This is a genomic window from uncultured Rummeliibacillus sp., assembly GCF_934216135.1.
Taxonomy (GTDB): Bacteria; Bacillota; Bacilli; order Bacillales_A; family Planococcaceae; genus Rummeliibacillus.
In genome coordinates this window covers 56,722-77,610 of the sequence record NZ_CAKQBI010000012.1, presented here as the reverse complement: position 1 = coordinate 77,610, position 20,889 = coordinate 56,722, and the positions used below count along the sequence as shown (strand labels likewise).

Genomic DNA, 20,889 nt, shown 5'->3' with positions numbered 1-20,889 from the left:
TATTTAATGAAATATTTGTAAAAAAATATAATTTTTATTATGATTATATAAAAGTAGATTTATAGAATTAAAGTTTCAATATTCTCTTTACTTATGGTGGAGTAAAGAGAATATTGAAAAGCTATAGAGGTATAAAAGTAATTAATTTTGAATTGATACCATTCTTATTTCAATAGATAGAAAGAAGGTAAATAAATGACAACAGCATTTTTTACAGGATTTCCGGGATTTATTGCAAGTAGGATTATTCGTGAGGCATTTGAAAATTACAATTATGATCGTGTTTATACCATTGTTTTAGCTACACAATTAGAAAAAGCTCAACAAGAGAAAAAAAGTATTTTATCAAAATTCCCTGATAAGGAGATTGTAATTATTGAGGGGGATATCACTTTACCACAATTAGATTTAAGTGATGAAACAATTATTATGTTACAGGAACAGGTAGAAGTTGTGTGGCATTTAGCTGCAATCTATGATTTGGCGGTCCCTCGTCCAATAGCCTGGAAAGTAAATGTACATGGTACTGAAATGATGAATCTTTTTGTAGAGAGTCTACCGAAACTAAAACGATATGTCTATTTTAGTACAGCTTATGTTGCAGGAACTCGTGAAGGAAACTTATTAGAAACAGAACTTATACGTCCAAATAACTTTAAGAATTTTTATGAAGAAACAAAGTTCGAGGCAGAATTATTAGTCGATCAGTTGAAAAGTAATCTCCCAGTAACAATTATCCGACCGGGAATTGTTTGGGGAAATTCAAAAACAGGAGAAACGATTAAATTTGATGGACCTTATTTTATCGTCAATATGATTGATCGTTTAAAAAAACTACCTATAATACCTTATATAGGCCACTCTACTTCTCTTATTAATGTTGTTCCTGTAGATTATATCTATCGTGCAGCTGTATATCTAAGTGAAATAGAGGAAGCAAAAGGAAAAACGGTACATTTAACAGATCCAAATCCGCATCCAGTTCAAGAGGTGTATCGTGCTTTTGTAAAAGAGATTACAGGTAAAACACCTAGGGGGCATATTCCGTTATCCCTTGCCCAAGCATCATTAAGTATACATGCTATTCGAAAAAAGTTGGGCGTTGAGTATGAGTCACTCGATTATTTAACATGGAATGCGAATTTTGATACAACTGTTGCAAATAAATTGTTGAAAAATTCGGGTATTGAATGTGCAGACTTTATTAAGAGTATTCCCATTATGATAAAATATTACGAAGAAAATAAACATAACAAAGACTTTCATATTGAAATTAGATAGAATAAAACTCCCATCAGTGGGAGTTTTTTAGTTTGCTTCAATCCCACAGATGGTGATCTGAATTATTCAGGCTTTTATGTGCAGTTCTCCTGTACCTATCCAACTTGTATGGTTTATTTCATTTGAAATTCCTCACCCTAAAATTAATGGACTTTTTTCTTCCTTATTCAAGACAGATTCTCCCTTAATTTTATCGTCAACTTGAGAAATGTTAAATTTAAATGAAAAAAAGAAAAGATTTTGGCTTCTTAAATAAGAAATAATTTGGTGGCTCTTTTTTAATACATAAAATTCTTTATTTTAGGGAATTCTATATACATAAAGTATATTTTTTTTACTTTTTAATATTGTGTTGCTAAAAAGGTGGAATTATAAGTAAGTCAATTCAAAATGTTGATAAAATAATGTTCTGAGGTGTTAACAAGAAAGTTGACTGTATAAGGTAAAAGAGTTGACAGAAAGTTTTTTTCGTATAATAATGTAAACGTAAACAATAATTATTATAATTAAGAAGTAATTATTGATAAAAGAAAGCCTAAGGAGGAATTTGATTATGTCATTAGTCAACAAAGAAATTTTACCATTCACTGCAGAAGCATTCCAAAATGGTGACTTCAAAACAGTTACAGAAGAAACTTTAAAAGGTAAATGGGCTGTACTTTGCTTCTATCCAGCAGATTTCACTTTTGTATGCCCAACTGAATTAGAAGATTTACAAAATGAATATGCTAACCTAAAAGCTCTTGGTGCTGAAGTTTACTCTGTATCAACAGATACTCATTTCACTCACAAAGCATGGCATGATCATTCAGAAGCAATTTCTAAAATCGAATATACAATGATTGGTGACCCTAACCACACAATTTCTCGTAACTTCGATGTATTAGATGAAGAAGCTGGTCTTGCTCAACGTGCTACATTCTTAATCGATCCAGACGGCATTGTTCAAACAATGGAAATCAATAACGATGGTATCGGTCGTAACGCTTCTCAATTAATCGATAAAATCAAAGCAGCTACTTATGTACGTAATCATCCAGGTGAAGTTTGCCCAGCTAAATGGAAAGAAGGCGGCGAAACTTTAACACCTGGAATCGACTTAGTAGGTAAAATCTAATTCGATTTATTTGATTCTTCCAGAATCACTTATGTAACTTCATAACAATATAACTAAGCAGGCGGCAAATACTAAGGCTTCTTTAAGTATTTGTCGCTCTATTTATAAGAGGATGAAAATAGACACATGGTTCTCTGTGTAATCAGAAAATAGAGGTGAGAAAGTTGTCGTTTCGAGAATAAATTATGTGTGACTTGTATGTTTGCATTGATGGTAGGTTGCAAAACAGGTACGAGCACAACGATTTGAACGACAATATGATCATGGCATTAGATGCGAATATTAAAGGTCAATTAAAACAGTTACTTGCACTTCTAGAGAGCGATTTAGTATTAAAGGTGAGTGCAGGGGATGATAAAGTTTCAAAGCAAATGCTAGAACTTGTTAACGAGCTTGCTGAATTATCATCTCGTATTACTATTGAACATGTACAATTAGAGCGCACACCAAGCTTTAGCGTCAATAAGGCTGGTTCTGCGGAATCGGGAGTTGTATTCGCGGGTGTACCACTTGGACATGAATTTAATTCACTCGTTTTAGCTCTTTTACAAGTTTCAGGTCGTGCTCCAAAAGTGGAAGATTCAACAATCAAACGTATTCAAGCTATTACAAAGCCTGTTCATTTTGAAACATATGTCAGCCTTACATGCCATAACTGTCCAGATGTTGTTCAAGCTTTGAATATTATGTCAGTGTTAAATCCAAATATATCACACACAATGATTGAGGGCGGCGCATTTCAATCTGAAGTACAGGAAAAAGATATTATGGGTGTTCCAACTGTTTATGCAGACGGTGACTTTTTCGAAAGTGGTCGTATGTCACTTGAAGAAATTTTAAATAAATTAGGTGCAACATCTGACCCAACTGAATTTAATGAGAAAGAACCATTTGATGTTCTAGTTGTTGGTGGAGGTCCTGCTGGAGCAAGCGCAGCTGTTTATGCGGCACGTAAAGGGATTCGCACAGGCCTTGTAGCAGAACGTTTTGGTGGTCAAGTAAATGATACTTTAGCCATCGAAAATATTATTGGCATTAAAGAAACAGAAGGTCCTGCTTTTGTAGCAAGTTTAGAGGCACATGTAGCCACTTATCCTGTTGAAATCATGAAAGACCAACGTGTAGCAAAAATATCAAAAGGCGATTTAGTAGAGGTAACATTAGAAAATGGTGGCGTCCTAAAAAGTAAAACAGTGATCCTTTCAACAGGTGCTCGTTATCGTCAACTAGGTGTACCAGGAGAACAAGAATTCAAGACAAAAGGTGTAGCATATTGTCCACACTGTGATGGGCCATTATTTAAAGGAAAAGATGTGGCAGTTGTTGGTGGAGGTAACTCTGGCGTTGAAGCAGCTATCGATTTAGCTGGTATTGTGAATCATGTAACATTATTACAACGTAGTCCAGAGCTTAAGGCTGACTCTGTTTTACAAGAAAGACTACGTAGTTTACCAAATGTAACGATTTTAACTAATGCTTTAACAAAGGAAATTACAGGTGATAAAACGGTAAATGGTTTAACTTATGTTGACCGTCAAACAAATGAGGAACATCACATTGCATTAGATGGTGTGTTCATTCAAATCGGTCTATTACCTAATACAGAATTTTTACAAGGTACTTTAGAACTTAATAAAATGAATGAAATTATTGTAGATGCACACGGCGCAACAAATATGCCAGGTGTTTTTGCGGCTGGAGACTGCACGGATACAGTTTATAAACAAATTGTCATCTCCATTGGCTCTGGTGCTACTGCCGCACTTGGTGCTGCCGACTATTTAATTCGTTCCAATGTTAAAGAGCTAGCGCAAGCTTAGTCTCTTTTAATGATAAAAAATGCCCCCAGAGTGTTGATCTCTGTTGAGGGCATTTTTGTTTTTTCTTTAAAGTAGACAATTAAAGATTTTTAGTAATTTGTATAAGATAAAATGGCATTTTCTAAGCCTTCGATTTTTGCTATTGCTGCTTCTCTATTAGTGTACTCAAACATACAAATGTCGTTGATATTATTAAAAATAGTAACTACCCACATATTTCATTTCTCCTTTTTATTTACTGTGTATTAAAACAATAATTATTTCCCCTGTTTTTCACCAATCTGTTATATAACATGTTTTATGATTCTTATTCTACTAGGATTTCTATAAATGGCAAGCCCTTTTTTATACTTTCACAGTTTGTTCACAACATTTTATTGAGGAATCAAACAAATTCTTATAGTCATACAATGGAAGTCTAAACAACAAATACTTGGCAAAGTGCGTTAGTGAATAGGCTAACTGACAGGATTCTTTCTAATCATTGGACAAATAATTTAGTTTACTTTTAGATCCTAATTAGATATACTAGTTTTACAAACAAATACACTTTTGACGTTATTGTCAAAGGGGAGTAGCTATAGGGAAACCTACCTCATAGTCGTCATTACATGACTTAATTGTCATCGGGTATGAGAGCAAATTATTACTTTAACAATTGCTAAGCGAGACCTTTGCCTTTTAGAGGCAGAGGTCTTTTATTTTTTGTTGAAAAGGAGGAAATTGGATGGAATCGATTATTTTGGAATATAGTTGGGTGCTTTTAGTACTCATTATTTTGGAGGGGTTACTAGCTGCAGATAACGCTGTAGTTATGGCTGTTATGGTTAAACATTTACCAAAAGTACAACAGAAAAAAGCGTTATTTTACGGTTTACTAGGTGCTTTTGTTTTGAGGTTTGCAGCATTGTTTTTAATCACCTTTTTAGTTAACTGGTGGTGGGTACAGGCACTGGGAGCAGCCTATTTACTATTTATTAGTTTTAAACATATTTATGATATGCGTAAACACAAAGATGGGGAAGAAGAGCACGGGAAAGAGAAAAAAACATCAGGTTTTTGGACAACGGTTGTTAAAGTAGAACTGGCAGATTTAGCTTTTGCAATTGATTCCATGTTAGCTGCAGTTGCACTAGCTGTAACATTGCCGGAATTAGGAAGTATTCATATAGGTGGTATTAATGGCGGTCAGTTTGCTGTCATGTTCTTAGGCGGTATTATTGGTTTAATCATTATGCGTTTTGCTGCACAATGGTTTGTTCGCTTATTACAATCTTACCCATCTCTTGAAACTGCAGCGTTTCTTATAGTTGGTTGGGTTGGTGTTAAACTAACGGTGATGACATTGGCACATCCGAAAGTTGGTTTTTTAGATGAGCATTTCCCACACTCAGCTCTTTGGAAAAGCATCTTCTGGAGTATTCTAGTGTTATTAGCACTAGGCGGTTACTTTACTAGTGTTCGGAACAAGAAAAAGGAGAAGAAAGAAGAGCTTCAGGAAGTCACAAAAATCGAGAAATAAATCTATTTTTGTCCATGTAGGAAATACCTTACAAGTTATTATATTTAAAATATATCTCCAAGACATCCTATTCTGAAATACAAGGGTAGGATGTTTTTATGGAAAATAGGGTAAATTATATGTAAGAGATATACGACGAAATATGACAAATATTATAACTCTCTTTCTTTTTTGTTGATTTTTCAATACAATAGTTTGTATGTTGGTTTCTAGAGTGAAAGGATCGATATTATGGGTACAGCTAAAGATTTAAATAAGCGTTCAACGCCATTCCAAGCGATCGTTTCTTACTATTTCATCGCTATTGCTATTTCTTTTATCCTTCTTATATTACCAGGTGTTCATCAAGAAGGTGTGCACGTATCTCTATTAGATAGCCTGTTTACAGCTGTAAGTGCAGTAAGTGTTACAGGGTTAACAGTTGTTGATATATCAGATACCTATTCTGTATTTGGAATTGTTATGTTGTCTTTAATCATGCAACTTGGAGCAATAGGGATTATGTCACTAGGTACCTTTACATGGCTCTTGTTTGGGAAAAAAATAGGACTTCGTGAAAGACAATTAATCATGGTAGATCACAACCAATACAATCTTTCAGGTGTTGTACATTTAATCAAAGAAATTATAAAAATTTTACTAACAATTGAAATAGTAGGTGCAATGATTTTAACTTTGTACTTTACACAATATTTTGGAACGTTTAAAGAAGCGCTCTACAATGGAGTGTTTGCAGCAATATCAGCAACGACTAATGGTGGATTTGATATTACAGGAAACTCCTTAAAGCCGTTTCGACATGACTATTTTGTCCAACTAATTAATATGATTATGATTGCGTTAGGGGCCATAGGGTTTCCGGTATTAATCGAAGTGAAAAATTTTTTATCAAATAAAAACAGACATTTTAAATTTTCACTGTTTACAAAAATAACTACTTCAACTTATGCGATATTATTTGTAATCGGTTTTTTAGTTATTTTATTATTAGAGTCATTTCATGCGTTTAAAGGAATGAGTTGGCATGAAGCGTTATTTACAGCAATGTTCCATTCTGTTTCAGCCCGCTCAGCAGGGCTTACAACAATCGATGTGACTGATTTTAACGAGGCAACAGACATATTTTTAAGTGCTCTAATGTTTATCGGGGCATCACCTAGTTCTGTAGGTGGTGGTATTCGTACAACTACCTTTGCTATTGCTATTCTATTTTTGATTAACTTTGCGAGAAATAAGCAGGATATTCAAATTTTCCATCGTGAGATTCATGTGATTGATGTTTTTCGATCTTATGTAGTCATTATTTTGTCAACTTTCTTAGTAGTTTTAGCTACAATGATTTTATCGTTATCAGAGCCACATGCAACATTAATGCAAATTCTTTTTGAAATTACATCTGCATTTGGTACTTGTGGGATGTCTCTTGGGCTAACAGAGCATCTATCAGGGATTGGAAAAGTTGTCATGATGATTTTAATGTTTGTTGGAAGGGTCGGCATTATTTCCTTCTTATACTTCATCGGTGGTAAACCTGAAAAAACGAATTTCCACTATCCAAAAGAACGAGTTATTATTGGATAAAGAAGAGGAAAACTTTTAGTTTAAAACTAAGAGTTTTCCTCTTTTGCATTTTACGGCTAGTTCATTTCTAAAGATTTTAGAGCATTATTCAAACTTAGCTGCTTCGATTGTAGCAAAGTAGGGTGAACCATTTTTACGGAAGAAAGTGAGTAAATATCCTTTTTGCTTTTTAATTGTCCCTTTTTGATATGCTTCATAATCAATATTAAATGGAGTTAGAAGCGTGTGTTTGTATAAATCCTTTTCGCAAAGATTCATTTCGGCAAATTGTTCTCCAGCAATTTCTGGATTTTCTCGTAATGCTTTAAAAATTTGTTTCGAATTATCCTCAAGTACTCGATGTTGCCACCAAATTTTACGAGGTTGGAATTGTTGAGCCTTCAAATAATCAAGCTGCATCAAATTTGTGACGATATCAATAGGTGCATTACCACGTTGTTCTAAAAAGTCCAGCAATCGGGTGAACAAATCTTCTAGCTGATGTCCAATACGAGACCACCCTTTTTCATCCCAATATGTTCCGAACTCTTGGAAAAAGTCAAATGCAGTATCAAATACATCGGTAACTAAAAATTCAATCGTTCCATTCATACGATGATCATTCCAATACTTTTCTAAAATATCCTCCGTTTGTTTAATATGAAGGATATCCTCAAAGGATAGTACATTGTTAGAAAAAATTTCGTATGGTGCCATATCGACATACTGGTAACCGTATTGTTTTGCTTGTAAACGAAGACCAGTACCACGTAATAATTTTAAAAAGCCTAACTGAAGTTCTTCAGGTCTCATTGCAAATACATCGTTAAATGTTTTGCGGAAACTCATATAATCTTCTTCAGGTAATCCAGCGATCAAATCAAGGTGCTGATCGATTTTTCCACCTTCTTTTACCATATTCACAGTTCGTGATAATTTGGCAAAATTTTGTCTACGCTTTACTAAATCATTTGTTAAATCATTTGTCGACTGGATCCCAATTTCAAAGCGGAATAGACCTTTTGGTGCGTTCTCATTTAAAAACTGAATAACTTCAGGTCTCATAATATCAGCTGTAATTTCAAATTGAAATACTACTCCTGGCTTATGTTCATCTATTAGAAATTGGAACATCTCCATCGCATAACTTCTACTTATATTAAAAGTACGGTCGACAAATTTCACTGTTCTGACGCCGTGTTCCATTAGGTAGCGTATATCATCTTTAATCTTTTCGCGATTAAAGTAACGTACTCCTACTTCGATGGAAGATAAACAAAATTGGCAATTAAATGGGCAACCGCGACTTGTTTCAATATAAGCAATACGTTTTGGAATATGATGTACATCTTCTTCGAAACGGAAAGGACTTGGCAAATTACGCAAATCTATTTTAGGTGCAGCTGGATGAATAATGACTTTTTCATCGCGCATATATGCAATCCCGGGTACTTCCTCAAGTGGTAGTTTACCGTGGAAATAGTGAAGTAATTGCTTAAATGATAATTCACCTTCGCCCATAATGATGTAATCAATTTCTTTTATTCTTTGAAGCCAGTCATGTACATCGTAGGATACCTCTGGACCCCCTAGTACAATTTTCGTGTTAGGACTTACTTTTTTAATCATATGGATAATACGTACGGTTTCCTCAATATTCCAAATATAACAACTAAATCCGATAATATCTGGCTTTTTTTGATAAAGGTCTGATACGATATTGAAAGTGGGATCTTTAATCGTATATTCAGCTAAAACAGCGTCATATTCAGGCTGGGCGTAAGATTTTAAATATCTTATAGCAAGATTTGTATGGATATATTTGGCGTTTAATGTTGCAAGTACAATGTTCATGAAAATGAAGCTCCTATCAAAAAAGTTATTGTGGTAATATATTGAATATTTTACATCAAACTATTAGAATAATAGATAAGATACAATTTAAATATACAATAAGTAAAAATTCCTATTCTAAATAAAGGAAAGTTGTGGAATAATCTGAATATTAGAACAAATATATATACAGACATTATTATTATAATGAAGTTAAAAAGATTGTCATAGTTTTTGGACAAGATTCATATTATGTTGATTAAAAAAGAAGGGCTTGGTGATTATCTACATGACTAGGGAAATTTTTCAAGCTTTTGATTTTTCGTTTGAAGATTGTGAAGAACCAATCGTAATTTTGGATCATAGATATCATGTACTGTATGCAAATGACTTAGCTTTAAATCTATTACAAATCGAAGAAGATGTTAATATAACTAGTTGGTTTAGTATAGAATCCCTTAAAACATGGAAAAAGATGATTGAAAATGCTAAAACTCATTCGTATATAGCTGAGAAAATGACAATTGATACGATTTACTACAAAATTGAGGATATGAAAGTAACTAGCTACTATTCAGATGTATACGATTGGATTTTACTATGCTTTCATTATTCAGAAGCACCTTCTAAAATTGAAAAACATTATGATATCGAAACAAAATATAAACGAGTATTTGATCAACCTGGAAACGGCTTTATCTTAACAGATAAAGAAGGTAAAATCATAGAAATAAATGAAATGGCTGAAAGACTTCTTAACATAACGAGTAAAGGATTTATAGGACAATACGCAAAGATACTTCTAACATTATTTCCAAAGGATAGAAATAAAATTCGACGCTTTTTCAAGAAATTATTTGATACTGGGAAAGCTGAAGTGACCATTCAGGTACCAACAAAAGAAGGCATTCGCTATGTCCAACTAATGAGCAATTATGATTGTTTAGCAGATATTCACCTTACCATTTTACGTGATGAAACTGAGAAGAAAATGATGATTAAGCAAATAGAACATCAGCAAACACTCCAAATGATTGGTGAGATGGCAGCAAGTATCGCACACGAGATTAAGAATCCGATGACTTCGCTAAAAGGTTTTACAGATTTGATGAAAATGACTGCAACTGATGAAAATAAACGCTATTTGTCTGTTATTGACAGTGAAATTCAAAGAATCGAAAACATTGTAAATGAATTTCTAAACCTTTCTAAGCCTGGAGACTATGAAATGAATGTTATTTCCATTAGAGAACTGCTTAAGGAAACAATAGAGTTAATGCAGCCTCAAGCATTAATCCATAATATTCGTATAGAGTTTGAAGAAAGTAACTTAGGTGAAGATCATATCTTAGGAAACAAACATAAGATGAAACAAGTATTTATTAATTTACTAAAAAATGCAATAGAAGTAATGCCTACTGGAGGGAGTATTAAGATTAATTGTAGCTATGATTATCAAAAACAAGTAACAATCACTGTTCAAGATGAAGGAACTGGAATGTCTGAGCAACAATTGCAAAATATTTTCATGCCATTTTACACAACAAAACCAGAGGGTACGGGTTTAGGGTTACCATTTGTTGTAAAGACGGTAGAGGAACATAATGGGGAAATTTTCGTGACAAGTAAAGAAAGAGAAGGAACAACTTTTGAAATCGTATTTCCTGTTGTGGTTAAAAACGAAAAAAGCCAAGTAGCTGAAGAAAAAATGAGTTTTAGCAATTTACAAGTTCAGAAAAATCTCTATTATCCAGTTTGAGGAATGCTTCTTTGACAAAGCTTCTGATGTATCGCTATAATTATTTTTAATTAACATAAAGAATATAGAGGATGAATATTATGGCAACAGAAGAAGTGAAACAATCATTAAAATTGTTTATTGTTCTTTCAAGAGCAAATAAGGCAATTCATGAATGTACGAATCAATTCTTCCAAGAAAATGGCTTAAACCCAACTGAATTTGCAGTATTGGAATTACTTTACCATAAAGGTCGACAACCACTTCAAAAAATTGGTAGCAAAATATTGTTGGCAAGTGGTTCTATTACATATGTAATAGATAAATTGGAGAAACGTGGATACTTAGCTCGGATATCTTGTCCATCTGATCGTCGTATTACATATGCAGAGATTACAGATGAAGGTAGCAAATTTATGGACGAGCTTTTTCCAAGACACGAACAGCAGTTGTATAACTTAACGAGTGCTTTATCTCCCGAAGAAAAGGATCAAGCAATCGAATTATTAAAAAAACTCGGATTATCCATTAAGGATTTATCGTATTAAAATGAAAGTGAGTGATGAAGATAAAATCATCACTCGTTTTTTATTGAGCTATAAAAGTAATTATATGGTTTCCATGAAAATGTTAACTAAGAGGAATTAAGTTTAAAATTCTTTTAAGTGGTAATAATAGGAATAATAAGGTATTATATTTCTTAGTCCACAAATAAAAAATATAAAAATTGCAATACGATAATGAATTTTAGATTTTTTTCGTTAGTTTATAACGGAGTATGTAGAATCCACCAAAAAAAGCTACCTATTAGTTTAACAGGTAGCATACTGGTTTTTGCTATAAATAATCTCTACGAATTTAATCGAGCTGATGATGAGATAGTATGTATGACGTAGATTTTTTCGCTATTTTTCGGCAGCGTTTGCTAAAATTTTATAGCGTTTATGATTTACTACAGTTCTTTCTTCCATGTCGAATTGGTTAAAATTCTCCATGTAAGTAAGATTAACAATTACTGAGTTTTCATTAACTTTTTCAACGATTCCTTGAAGACCATCACCAAATTCAATGATATTTCCAACTTCAGCTATTTTCATAAAATTCAGCCCCTTTCATTTTCTAATACTTTACAGTTTGCCTTAAATTTGTTCAACAGTAAAGTAATATATGTATAGAAGATGAATTTTATTTTTGAAATTGAATTTTATATGAATGATTGTTCTTTATTTTAAACATTTATGGTTAAACAGATAAATATCCATACGTAAATCAGGATAAAAAGGATAAAATGGCTGAATGAAAAGGGGAATAATATAAGCACAGTAAAAATAAACAAAGGAAAAAGGAAGTCTTTACTATGAATGATTATAAAAATAAACTTGAAGAGCTTAAAAACGGTACAATTCAAGAAATTAGAGTTGATAAACATGAATTTTATGAGCTTAGAGAAGAACTTGTTAAAAGAGAGGATTTCAAACACTTTAGAGGAATTGCTCATCAAAATGGCAATATTGTTTATGTATATTTAAAAGAAGCAAGAAGTTAACATGTCGAATAATGTCGGAAATTTCATATCCGAAAAAGTGGAAATAATAGTATAATAATGAACATGAATTTTACTGAAAGGAGGATGGTGTATGTCTGAATCCATCTTAAAAAAGTTGGAAAAAACAAGAGAGAAAATGATTCGCTCTGGAATTGAGAACGGTTTTTCAAATGTTGAAACCATCCGCTTAAGTAAAAAGCTAGATCAATTATTAAATGATTATCAAATGCAAAATAATAAAAAATTTAATGATTATACTATAAAAAATTGATGTGATAAAACATTGAACCGTTCTAACCATAAAACTAGATATTTATTTCTTCAAATTAAGGTATAAATATTTTAAAGGGTGGAATAGTACTAAAGAACACAGTAACAATCTCATTTCCCCCTTTCTAAAGCAGATACAGACTGTATCTGCTCTTTTTTTGCCATATAACAAAAATTTTGCTAAAAAGTCATGATATAATATGAATGTTGTTAGGGAATTTTTAAAGGAAACACTTTTAAAAATCAGAAAATTCTTTTTATAGTATCTATATCATTGGAGGGTTCTTTATGTCATCAATTGGTTTTATCGGTACAGGTGTGATGGGTGCTAGCATTGTTAAGCATTTATTAGCCGCAGGTCATGAGGTACATATATATTCTCGTACAAAGGCAAAAGCAGAGTCTTTAATCCAGTTAGGTGCAAAATGGTTTAGCACAGCAGGAGAAGCAGCGAAAGAATCAGAAGTGATTTTTACTATGGTCGGATATCCACAAGATGTAGAAGATGTATATTTTGGAGATCAAGGTATTTTCGCTATGGCTAAGCCTGGAGCAATTGTTATTGATATGACGACTTCACAACCAACATTAGCGATAAAAATTGCAGATCATGCAAAATCTTTGCAAATAGATGCCCTTGATGCGCCAGTCTCTGGAGGGGATATCGGAGCTCAAAACGGTACGCTATCAATCATGGTAGGGGGAGAAAAAAGCGTATTTGAAAAAGTAATTCCTTTACTTGAGGTATTTGGAAATAATATCGTATATCAAGGACAAGCAGGAGCAGGACAACATACTAAAATGTGCAACCAAATTGCTATTGCAACGAATATGATAGGGGTTTGTGAAGCCATAGCATATGGAAAGAAAGCTGGATTAGATATAGATACCATGTTAGAATCCATATCTGCAGGTGCTGCAGGATCATGGTCATTAAGTAATTTAGCACCACGGATGGTAAAGGGAGATTTAGAACCTGGATTTTATATAAAGCATTTTATAAAAGACATGCGTATTGCCTTAGAGGAAGCTGAAATAATGAAACTTGAGCTACCTGGGCTTGCATTAGCAAAAAAAATGTATGATGAATTATCTGCTAGAGGTTATGACAATAATGGCACGCAAGCTTTAATTGACTTTTACAAGTAATTTGGAGCAGTGTGAAAGCGTCACCTTAGTAGAGAACAATTACTAGAAGAATACTTAAAACAAAGCCACGAAAATTTTACTTATCGTAAAAACTTTTGTGGCTTTTTATTTTTTAAATAGATTTTGTTCTATAGATTATAGAAAAAATAAAGAAATAGAATTGTGAAATTCAGTTGTGTAAAACATTGTTAAGAATATGGATGAAATAGGATTTTTCATCTATAGATGGAATATTATAAATGTGAGAGAAGGAGGAAAGAAGATGAATCAATTTCGATCACAAAATTCGCGTAGTACGATTGCGATGTTTTTATCGTTACCTATTTTGTCATGGGCGTTTTATGATTTTGCAAACACCATTTTCTCTTCGAATATTAATACAATTTTTTTCCCTTTTTACATGGATGAAACACTTGGTACTGATGAAGTAAAGCAACAAGTTGCTAGTACTTTTATATCCTATGCGAATGCCATCGCAAGCTTTTTCTTAGTAATCTTCTCACCGCTATTTGGAGTTTGGATTGACCGTACAGGTAAGAAAAAGAAATTTATCGTTTTATTTGCCTCCATTTCAATCCTTTTCACCTTTTTGATGGGGGTTTTTAGTTTCATAAATTTAGGATTATCGAAGGATGGCATTCCTATTACTTTATTTTTAGTAGTTGTTAGTTTTGTAATCGCTAAATTCTTTTTCAACTCTAGTCTAGTATTTTATGATGCTATGATGCCCGATTTAGGAACAAAAGAGGAAATGCCTTTAATCTCTGGATTTGGAGTAGGAATTGGCTATTTAGGGACGTTATTCGGACTACTTATTTACCTTTATGTTGGTGACTCTCAGTTTCACAATGCGTTTATACCAACAGCCGTTTTATATTTGCTTTTTTCTTTGCCTATTTTTTTCTTCAATAAAGACCATCCAATTGCTAAAAGTGAAAGAAAAAGTGGTTCATTTTTCGAGGGCTACAGAGAAATTATTGCAACGTTCAAAGATATGAAGCAATATAAAGCGATATTTACTTTCATGATTGCTTATTTTTTTATAAATGATGCTATTGCTACAACCATTGCTATGATGGCTATTTATGCAACAGCAATAGTCGGATTTACATCTAGTGAGTTTATACTACTATACTTAGTGTCTACAGTTTCATCAATAATAGGATCTTTTCTATTTGGTTATATAACGAAAAGAATTGGAGCTAAACCTGCTGTTACTTGGGTATCGCTCTTGATGATCGTGGCATTAAGCATTGCTGTACTAGCACTAGAGCCATGGATGTTCTGGATTGCTGGAAGTTTGTTTGGTATTTCTTTAGGCTCAATGTGGGTTACTTCCAGAACATTAATCATAGAATTATCGCCAAAAGATAAACAAGGACAATTCTTTGGGCTGTTTGCTTTTTCAGGAAAAGTGTCCTCTATTATCGGACCAGCTATTTATGGGACTGTGACTTTATTACTAAAGGATTGCGGGACGATTGCAAGTAGGATTGCACTGGCTACTTTAATCGTTATGACAATAATCGGATTGATATTCCATACAAGAGTTCGGACGAATGTCACGAATTGATATATGACCAATCATTCAATTATGATACAATTAAAGTAATAAAGTAGTAGTTTTTCAGGAGGGTAAATGAATGAATGAGAATAAGGGGATTTTACTAGAGAGTGGAACAAACGAACTTGAAATTGTTGAATTTGAAGTTGGTTCAAATAAATTTGGAATTAATGTTATTAAAGTAAAAGAAATTATCCAACCAATACCTGTAACGTTCATTCCTCATGCACACCCACATGTAGAAGGTATTATACAATTACGTGGTGAAGTATTGCCAGTTGTGGATATGAAGAAAGTTTTGGGATTAGTGAATACAGCCTACAGCGAGCAACAAAAATATATTGTTGCAGAATTTAATAGACAACGTGTTGTTTTTCATGTAGATAATGTTACTCAAATTCATAGATTCTCATGGGACCAAATTGAAAAACCAACAGAAATCTATCAAGGCGGTAATTCACAAGTGATTGGTGTCATTAAACGAGATGACTTCATGTTATTGTTGTTAGATTTTGAGAAAATTATGGTTGATATTAATCCTGATTCAGGTATAAATATAGCATCTGTAAAGAAACTGGGGAAAAGAGAGCGCTCAGAAAAGAAAATTATTATTGCAGAAGATTCACCGCTCTTACGTAAATTACTGCATGATACAATGCATGAAGCTGGATATGTAAATGTTGAGTTTTTTGAAAATGGGAAAGATGCATTGGATTATCTATTGAGTATTGCCGATAAAACAGATAATATCAGCGATTACGTACAGTTGATGGTGACAGATATTGAAATGCCACAAATGGATGGACATCACTTAACAAGACAAGTAAAATCAAATCCAATCTTAAAAAAATTACCAATCATTATTTTCTCAAGCCTAATTACAGATGATTTACGCCATAAAGGTGAAGAAGTCGGTGCTGAAGATCAAATAAGTAAACCAGAGATTGCGGAGTTAATACTAAAAGTGGATGAATATATTCTATAATAAGTTATAAGTGAAAAACCGGATATCAGCATTTAGCGGATTCCGGTTTTTCTGTAATAACATTACATTAATGCCCGTAAAAATAACTGTTTTTTTTAAATCTTTCGTGTTTCCTTTTTTCTTCGTAAATTTTTCTAGGTGTTAGTCTAGATTTATTTGTTGATTGTTCAGAACATTCTAAATCTAAAAAATCCTTTAATATGCTCTTAGCTAAATTGAGACTCATCTTCCTGCGAGGGTTTCTATATGTGTCATCAAGATGTCCTAAGTGTGGTAGTTTTTTAAAGTCTTCTTTTTTCGGTAATGTGTGGAAATAATAATCAGCACATTTTATCACTACAGCGGATTGTTGTTGACTATAACGTGGATTTTTTACAAAATGCAGCCCTAACTTTTTGGCATGACCAGTATGAATCATTTTCTCTAGAGCTAGGCGTTTTAATGTGTAAAGTGGTTGATTGTCGAGAGCGGTTTTTGCATGTTTATTTACCGTATAAATAGCAGTAGCAATTTCGATATCTTTATGCTGATTACTCATAGAAAACCTACCTTTCTTTTATAAGAAAATAATAAGTAATATTGAATGTGGGAAGATTCTGACCATTCAATCTATAATATACTATGATACCAATATTACACCACGATGTATATAGAGAGTGTTGAAAACAAAGGATGTGATTTAGTGAAAAATGATCAAATAGCTGTTATTGATATTGGTTCAAATACAATTAGACTAGTGTTGTACAAGTATGATGTAAAGCGTGGATTAAAAGAAATCGAAAATATTAAAGTTGTTGCTCGATTAAGAAACTATTTATTGGCCAATGGTCAATTATCTAATGATGGTATCGAAAAGTTACTAAATGTTCTAGATACATTTAAAATGATGTTACATGACTATGGTATAACCAATGTTCTAGCAACTGCAACAGCTGCGGTTCGCCAAGCTACAAATGGACCTCATATACTTATGAAGATAAAAAAGGAGATTGGCATTGATATTAGGTTATTGTCTGAAGAACGGGAAGCTTTCTATGGTTACTTAGCTGTTGTGTATTCGTTATCAACACCATCTGCAGTTACGATCGATATGGGGGGAGGGAGTACGGAGGTTACGCTTTATAAAGATAAAGAGCTTATGTATTCGTATAGTTTTCCCTTTGGTTCTGTATCGTTAAAACAGCAGTTTATGAAAGACGATACATTATCAAGTGAGGAACGAAATAGCATTTACCAGTTTGCAAAAGAACAGTTTTCTTCTTTAAAGTGGTTACAAGGGATTAGTCTACCTGTTATTGGAATTGGTGGAAGCGCACGTAATATGGCTAAAATAGACCAACATAAAAAGGGCTATCCTATTTCTGGTATTCATCAATATAAAATGAAAAAAGAGGATTTTGATGAGATTCGAGTGAAAATTGCTGGACTAAGTTACGAAGAGTTAAAACAACTTGATGGTTTATCAAGTGATCGAGCGGATATCATTGCGCCGGTACTAGAAGTTTTTCAAGCATTGATGGATGTTGTAGAAAGTCCAATTTTTCAGTTTAGCCGTAAAGGTCTTAGAGAAGGTCTAGTAATCGAAAAAATAATAAAGGAGAACCCGAAAGCTTTTGACAAACATCATGTTTCAGAATACAATGTGAAATTTTTGGCGGAAGAATTTGGAAAGTCTAAAGAAAACAATGAATATTTTACGTCACTTTGCGAAAAAGTATATCAAGAATTTTGCCGATTTAGTATTTTACAGTTTTCAAATGAAAGCTTGGCGATGTTAAAACAAGCTGCAAAATTATTTTATCTAGGGGAATATATTGAAGCAGATTCAGCGAGCCAACATACATTTTATTTACTGTCTAATCGTTCAATTGATGGTTTAAATCATAAAGATCGGATACGTTTAGCGTTATTAGCTTCATATAAAAACAAAGAGGACTTTAGAAGATATGCTGCTCCATTCTTGTCGTGGTTTACAAAAGATGAGTTAAAGCAAATTCAAGGACTAGGGTCCCTACTGAAGTTCGTCTATGCACTAAATGCATCTAAACGGAAAATTGTAAAGGACGTAGTTATTAGGCGAAATGCACAAATAATTGATGTATTCATCTATACAAAAGGAAGTGCATTAGCAGAAATCTATAAAGTAAACCGGCAGAAAAAACATATTGATAAACTTTTTATAGAGGATGTTAACTTACATTTTATTGAAGGGGAAGGTTAAGGTATGGAAGCTACAAAAATAGATTATACAGAAATTGCAAAACCACAATATTATAATAACCGTGAGCTTAGCTGGCTGGCGTTCAATGAGCGAGTTCTTCAAGAAGCAGAGGATACAAATAATCCATTATTAGAGCGATTAAAATTTTTAGCTATTTTTAGTTCTAATTTAGATGAATTCTTTATGGTTAGAGTAGCTGGATTGCAAGATCAAGTTAGAGCTGGTTTTCATAAATCAGAAAATAAGTCAGGGCTTACACCTAAAGAACAATTGGCTCTAATTTTAGAACGTACACAAGCATTAGTTGCTCGTCAAACAGAAGTATATAAAGATTTGGTATTAAAGCAACTTCCTAAAGAAAAAGTATACTTACAGAAAAAAGAGAAACTAAATAAAGAACAAGAATTGTTTTTGAATGAATACTTTGAAGAGATTATCTTTCCTGTATTAACACCTGTAGCAGTAGATGCATATCGACCTTTTCCGACATTACTAAGTAAAACGATGAATCTAATCGTGCAGTTAGAGCATGAAGGAGCTGAACCTGAATTTCGAGAAAAAATAGCAGTCGTACAAGTACCATCTGTATTAGAACGCTTTATCCAGCTTCCTACTGCCAAAGATGAAATTCGTGGAGTTCTATTAGAAGATGTAATTATTTCAAATATCGATAAACTATTTTTGGGATATAAAGTGAAATCTGTTCAGTCTTTTCGGTTGACAAGAAATGCAGATTTAACAATTCATGAAGAAGGGGCACGGGACCTTCTTGTTGAAATTGAAAAAGAGTTAAAAAAGAGAAAATGGGGGGCTGTTAGCCGAATCGAAGTCCGTTCAGGCGAGATGAATCAAGATGTTTTACAATATTTGTTGAAAGTTTTAGAAGATTGGGAAGCAGATGTTTATAGTGTAGATTGCCCTTTAGATTTAACATTCTTATTCTCTTTTTGTAAGGCAATCAGTGAAGGAAGAGAGTATTTAGAGTATGAGAGCTTTATCCCACAAGCGCCATTAGATTTGCAATCCGACGAGAATCTATTTGAAAAGGCATTGACACAAGATTTGTTTTTCCATCATCCATATGAGTCATTTGCGCCAATTGTCGACTTTGTAACAGAAGCTTCTGTTGACCCAACAGTTCTTGCGATTAAACAAACTTTATATAGAGTGAGTGGAAACTCACCTGTTATCCAAGCCTTGAAGCAAGCAGCTGAAAATGGTAAACAAGTGACTGTTTTAGTTGAGCTGAAAGCAAGATTTGATGAAGAAAATAATGTACATTGGGCGAAAGAATTAGAACAAGCAGGTTGTTTAGTGATTTACGGGATGCATAATTTAAAAACTCATTCTAAAATTACGCTAGTCGTTCGAAAACGCCAAGGTAGGATTGAACGATTTGTCCATTTAGGAACGGGAAATTATAATGATGCAACGGCAAAAGTCTATACGGATATGGGGATTATCACCACAAATAAAAAAATTGGTATTGACGCAACGAACTTCTTTAACTATTTAAGTGGGTATACAGAAAAACCAAATTTCCATCATCTTGTTGTATCTCCATTCGATATTAGAAGTGAGTTTATCAAGTTAATAGATGAAGAGATTTTATGCCATAAAAAGTTTGGCAAAGGACATATTCGCGCGAAGATGAATTCTTTAACCGATAAAGAGTTAATCATGAAATTGTATGAAGCTTCAATTGCCGGCGTCCGTATTGAGTTGGTTATTCGTGGCATTTGTTGTTTAAGACCAGGAATACCGGGCATTAGTGAAAATATTACGGTCATCAGTATAGTTGGTAGATTTTTGGAACATTCGCGAATTTACTGGTTCCATCATAATGGAGAAAATCGTTTATATCTATCCTCTGCTGATATGATGACAAGGAACATGATTAAACGTGTTGAGATTCTATTTCCGATTTTTGATACAGAGATAAAAAAACGTATTATGAAGATATTAGAAACTGAATTAGAGGATAATGTAAAAGCTCGTGTACAAGGGGCAGATGGCGTATATCGATATAAGGAAAAGAAAAAATCTGATGCTAGGATTAATAGCCAAGAGATTTTCTTGAAAGAGGCTTTCCATGGGTTAGTTGATGAGGAATAGAGCTAGTGGCGTCTACCTATTGGCATGATTTCTAGTTAGCCTTTATTAATAAGAAGATCTGTTTTAGTGGGTTCTAAGTTATAATTATTATAAATAAGGTCTTAATACCTAAAATCAGCGAGTGCTTTTTAGGTTATTTATATTAAAAGATTAAAAAATAAGTCTAAT

18 protein-coding genes are annotated in these 20,889 nt (G+C 33.2%); 14 read left to right on the top strand and 4 right to left on the bottom strand.

What is annotated here, in order from left to right:
- The first annotated feature begins 195 nt into the window (after positions 1-195).
- The 3 genes from Q0977_RS09810 to ahpF all read left to right on the top strand — a co-directional run bounded on the left by Q0977_RS09810 (position 196) and on the right by ahpF (position 4,218).
- Positions 196-1,281, top strand: coding sequence for an SDR family oxidoreductase (locus tag Q0977_RS09810; RefSeq protein ID WP_119414684.1), 1,086 nt, complete (start codon positions 196-198; stop codon positions 1,279-1,281).
- 553 nt (positions 1,282-1,834) lie between these two features.
- On the top strand, positions 1,835-2,398 hold the full coding sequence (gene ahpC, locus Q0977_RS09805; protein WP_119414685.1) for an alkyl hydroperoxide reductase subunit C: 564 nt from the start codon (positions 1,835-1,837) through the stop codon (positions 2,396-2,398).
- Between the two features lie 263 nt (positions 2,399-2,661).
- Positions 2,662-4,218 carry an alkyl hydroperoxide reductase subunit F gene (gene ahpF / locus Q0977_RS09800; RefSeq protein ID WP_119414763.1) on the top strand — a complete coding sequence of 519 codons (1,557 nt, stop codon included), beginning with the start codon at positions 2,662-2,664 and terminating at the stop codon, positions 4,216-4,218.
- 89 nt (positions 4,219-4,307) lie between these two features.
- On the opposite strand, the gene Q0977_RS09795 is transcribed toward ahpF, so the two are convergent.
- Complete coding sequence (locus Q0977_RS09795) at positions 4,308-4,433, bottom strand: hypothetical protein (protein WP_255416296.1); 126 nt, start codon at positions 4,431-4,433, stop codon at positions 4,308-4,310.
- A gap of 512 nt (positions 4,434-4,945) precedes the next feature.
- On the opposite strand from Q0977_RS09795, the gene Q0977_RS09790 reads away from it, so the two are divergent.
- Together Q0977_RS09790 and Q0977_RS09785 are read left to right on the top strand one after the other, a co-directional pair.
- Complete coding sequence (locus Q0977_RS09790; protein WP_299513187.1) at positions 4,946-5,740, top strand: TerC family protein; 795 nt, start codon at positions 4,946-4,948, stop codon at positions 5,738-5,740.
- Positions 5,741-5,971: 231 nt separating this feature from the next.
- A complete protein-coding gene (locus tag Q0977_RS09785) occupies positions 5,972-7,321 on the top strand; it encodes a TrkH family potassium uptake protein (RefSeq protein ID WP_124217589.1) in 1,350 nt (449 codons plus the stop codon).
- 84 nt (positions 7,322-7,405) lie between these two features.
- On the opposite strand, the gene Q0977_RS09780 is transcribed toward Q0977_RS09785, so the two are convergent.
- Positions 7,406-9,154, bottom strand: coding sequence for a B12-binding domain-containing radical SAM protein (locus Q0977_RS09780; RefSeq protein WP_299513182.1), 1,749 nt, complete (start codon positions 9,152-9,154; stop codon positions 7,406-7,408).
- A 268-nt stretch (positions 9,155-9,422) separates the two neighbouring features.
- Between Q0977_RS09780 and Q0977_RS09775 the strand changes: the two genes are divergently transcribed.
- Entirely contained in the window at positions 9,423-10,892 is a 1,470-nt protein-coding gene (locus Q0977_RS09775) for a PAS domain-containing sensor histidine kinase (RefSeq protein WP_299513179.1), read from the top strand.
- An 80-nt stretch (positions 10,893-10,972) separates the two neighbouring features.
- Positions 10,973-11,419 (top strand): MarR family winged helix-turn-helix transcriptional regulator, encoded by a 447-nt coding sequence (locus tag Q0977_RS09770; RefSeq protein ID WP_119414690.1) that lies wholly within the window; start codon positions 10,973-10,975, stop codon positions 11,417-11,419.
- A 357-nt stretch (positions 11,420-11,776) separates the two neighbouring features.
- Here Q0977_RS09770 and Q0977_RS09765 read toward each other — a convergent pair whose 3' ends face one another.
- The gene (locus Q0977_RS09765) at positions 11,777-11,968 is read right to left on the bottom strand and encodes a DUF2187 family protein (protein WP_119414691.1); all 192 of its coding nucleotides are present in this window, start codon (positions 11,966-11,968) and stop codon (positions 11,777-11,779) included.
- Between the two features lie 260 nt (positions 11,969-12,228).
- Between Q0977_RS09765 and Q0977_RS09760 the strand changes: the two genes are divergently transcribed.
- From Q0977_RS09760 to Q0977_RS09740, 5 genes are all read left to right on the top strand, one after another.
- Entirely contained in the window at positions 12,229-12,417 is a 189-nt protein-coding gene (locus Q0977_RS09760; protein ID WP_119414692.1) for a hypothetical protein, read from the top strand.
- Positions 12,418-12,508: 91 nt separating this feature from the next.
- A complete protein-coding gene (locus tag Q0977_RS09755; RefSeq protein ID WP_119414693.1) occupies positions 12,509-12,688 on the top strand; it encodes an aspartyl-phosphate phosphatase Spo0E family protein in 180 nt (59 codons plus the stop codon).
- Positions 12,689-12,975: 287 nt separating this feature from the next.
- Entirely contained in the window at positions 12,976-13,836 is an 861-nt protein-coding gene (locus Q0977_RS09750) for an NAD(P)-dependent oxidoreductase (protein ID WP_119414694.1), read from the top strand.
- 262 nt (positions 13,837-14,098) lie between these two features.
- On the top strand, positions 14,099-15,409 hold the full coding sequence (locus Q0977_RS09745) for an MFS transporter (protein WP_299513173.1): 1,311 nt from the start codon (positions 14,099-14,101) through the stop codon (positions 15,407-15,409).
- Between the two features lie 70 nt (positions 15,410-15,479).
- Entirely contained in the window at positions 15,480-16,385 is a 906-nt protein-coding gene (locus tag Q0977_RS09740) for a chemotaxis protein (RefSeq protein ID WP_124217593.1), read from the top strand.
- A gap of 67 nt (positions 16,386-16,452) precedes the next feature.
- Here the strand turns inward: Q0977_RS09740 and Q0977_RS09735 are convergent, their stop codons facing one another.
- Entirely contained in the window at positions 16,453-16,923 is a 471-nt protein-coding gene (locus tag Q0977_RS09735) for a YkyB family protein (RefSeq protein ID WP_299513169.1), read from the bottom strand.
- 144 nt (positions 16,924-17,067) lie between these two features.
- Here Q0977_RS09735 and Q0977_RS09730 point away from each other — a divergent pair, with 144 nt between their 5' ends.
- Together Q0977_RS09730 and Q0977_RS09725 are read left to right on the top strand one after the other, a co-directional pair.
- Entirely contained in the window at positions 17,068-18,606 is a 1,539-nt protein-coding gene (locus Q0977_RS09730) for a Ppx/GppA family phosphatase (RefSeq protein WP_299513166.1), read from the top strand.
- A 3-nt stretch (positions 18,607-18,609) separates the two neighbouring features.
- Entirely contained in the window at positions 18,610-20,721 is a 2,112-nt protein-coding gene (locus Q0977_RS09725; protein WP_299513163.1) for an RNA degradosome polyphosphate kinase, read from the top strand.
- Positions 20,722-20,889 lie beyond the last annotated feature (168 nt).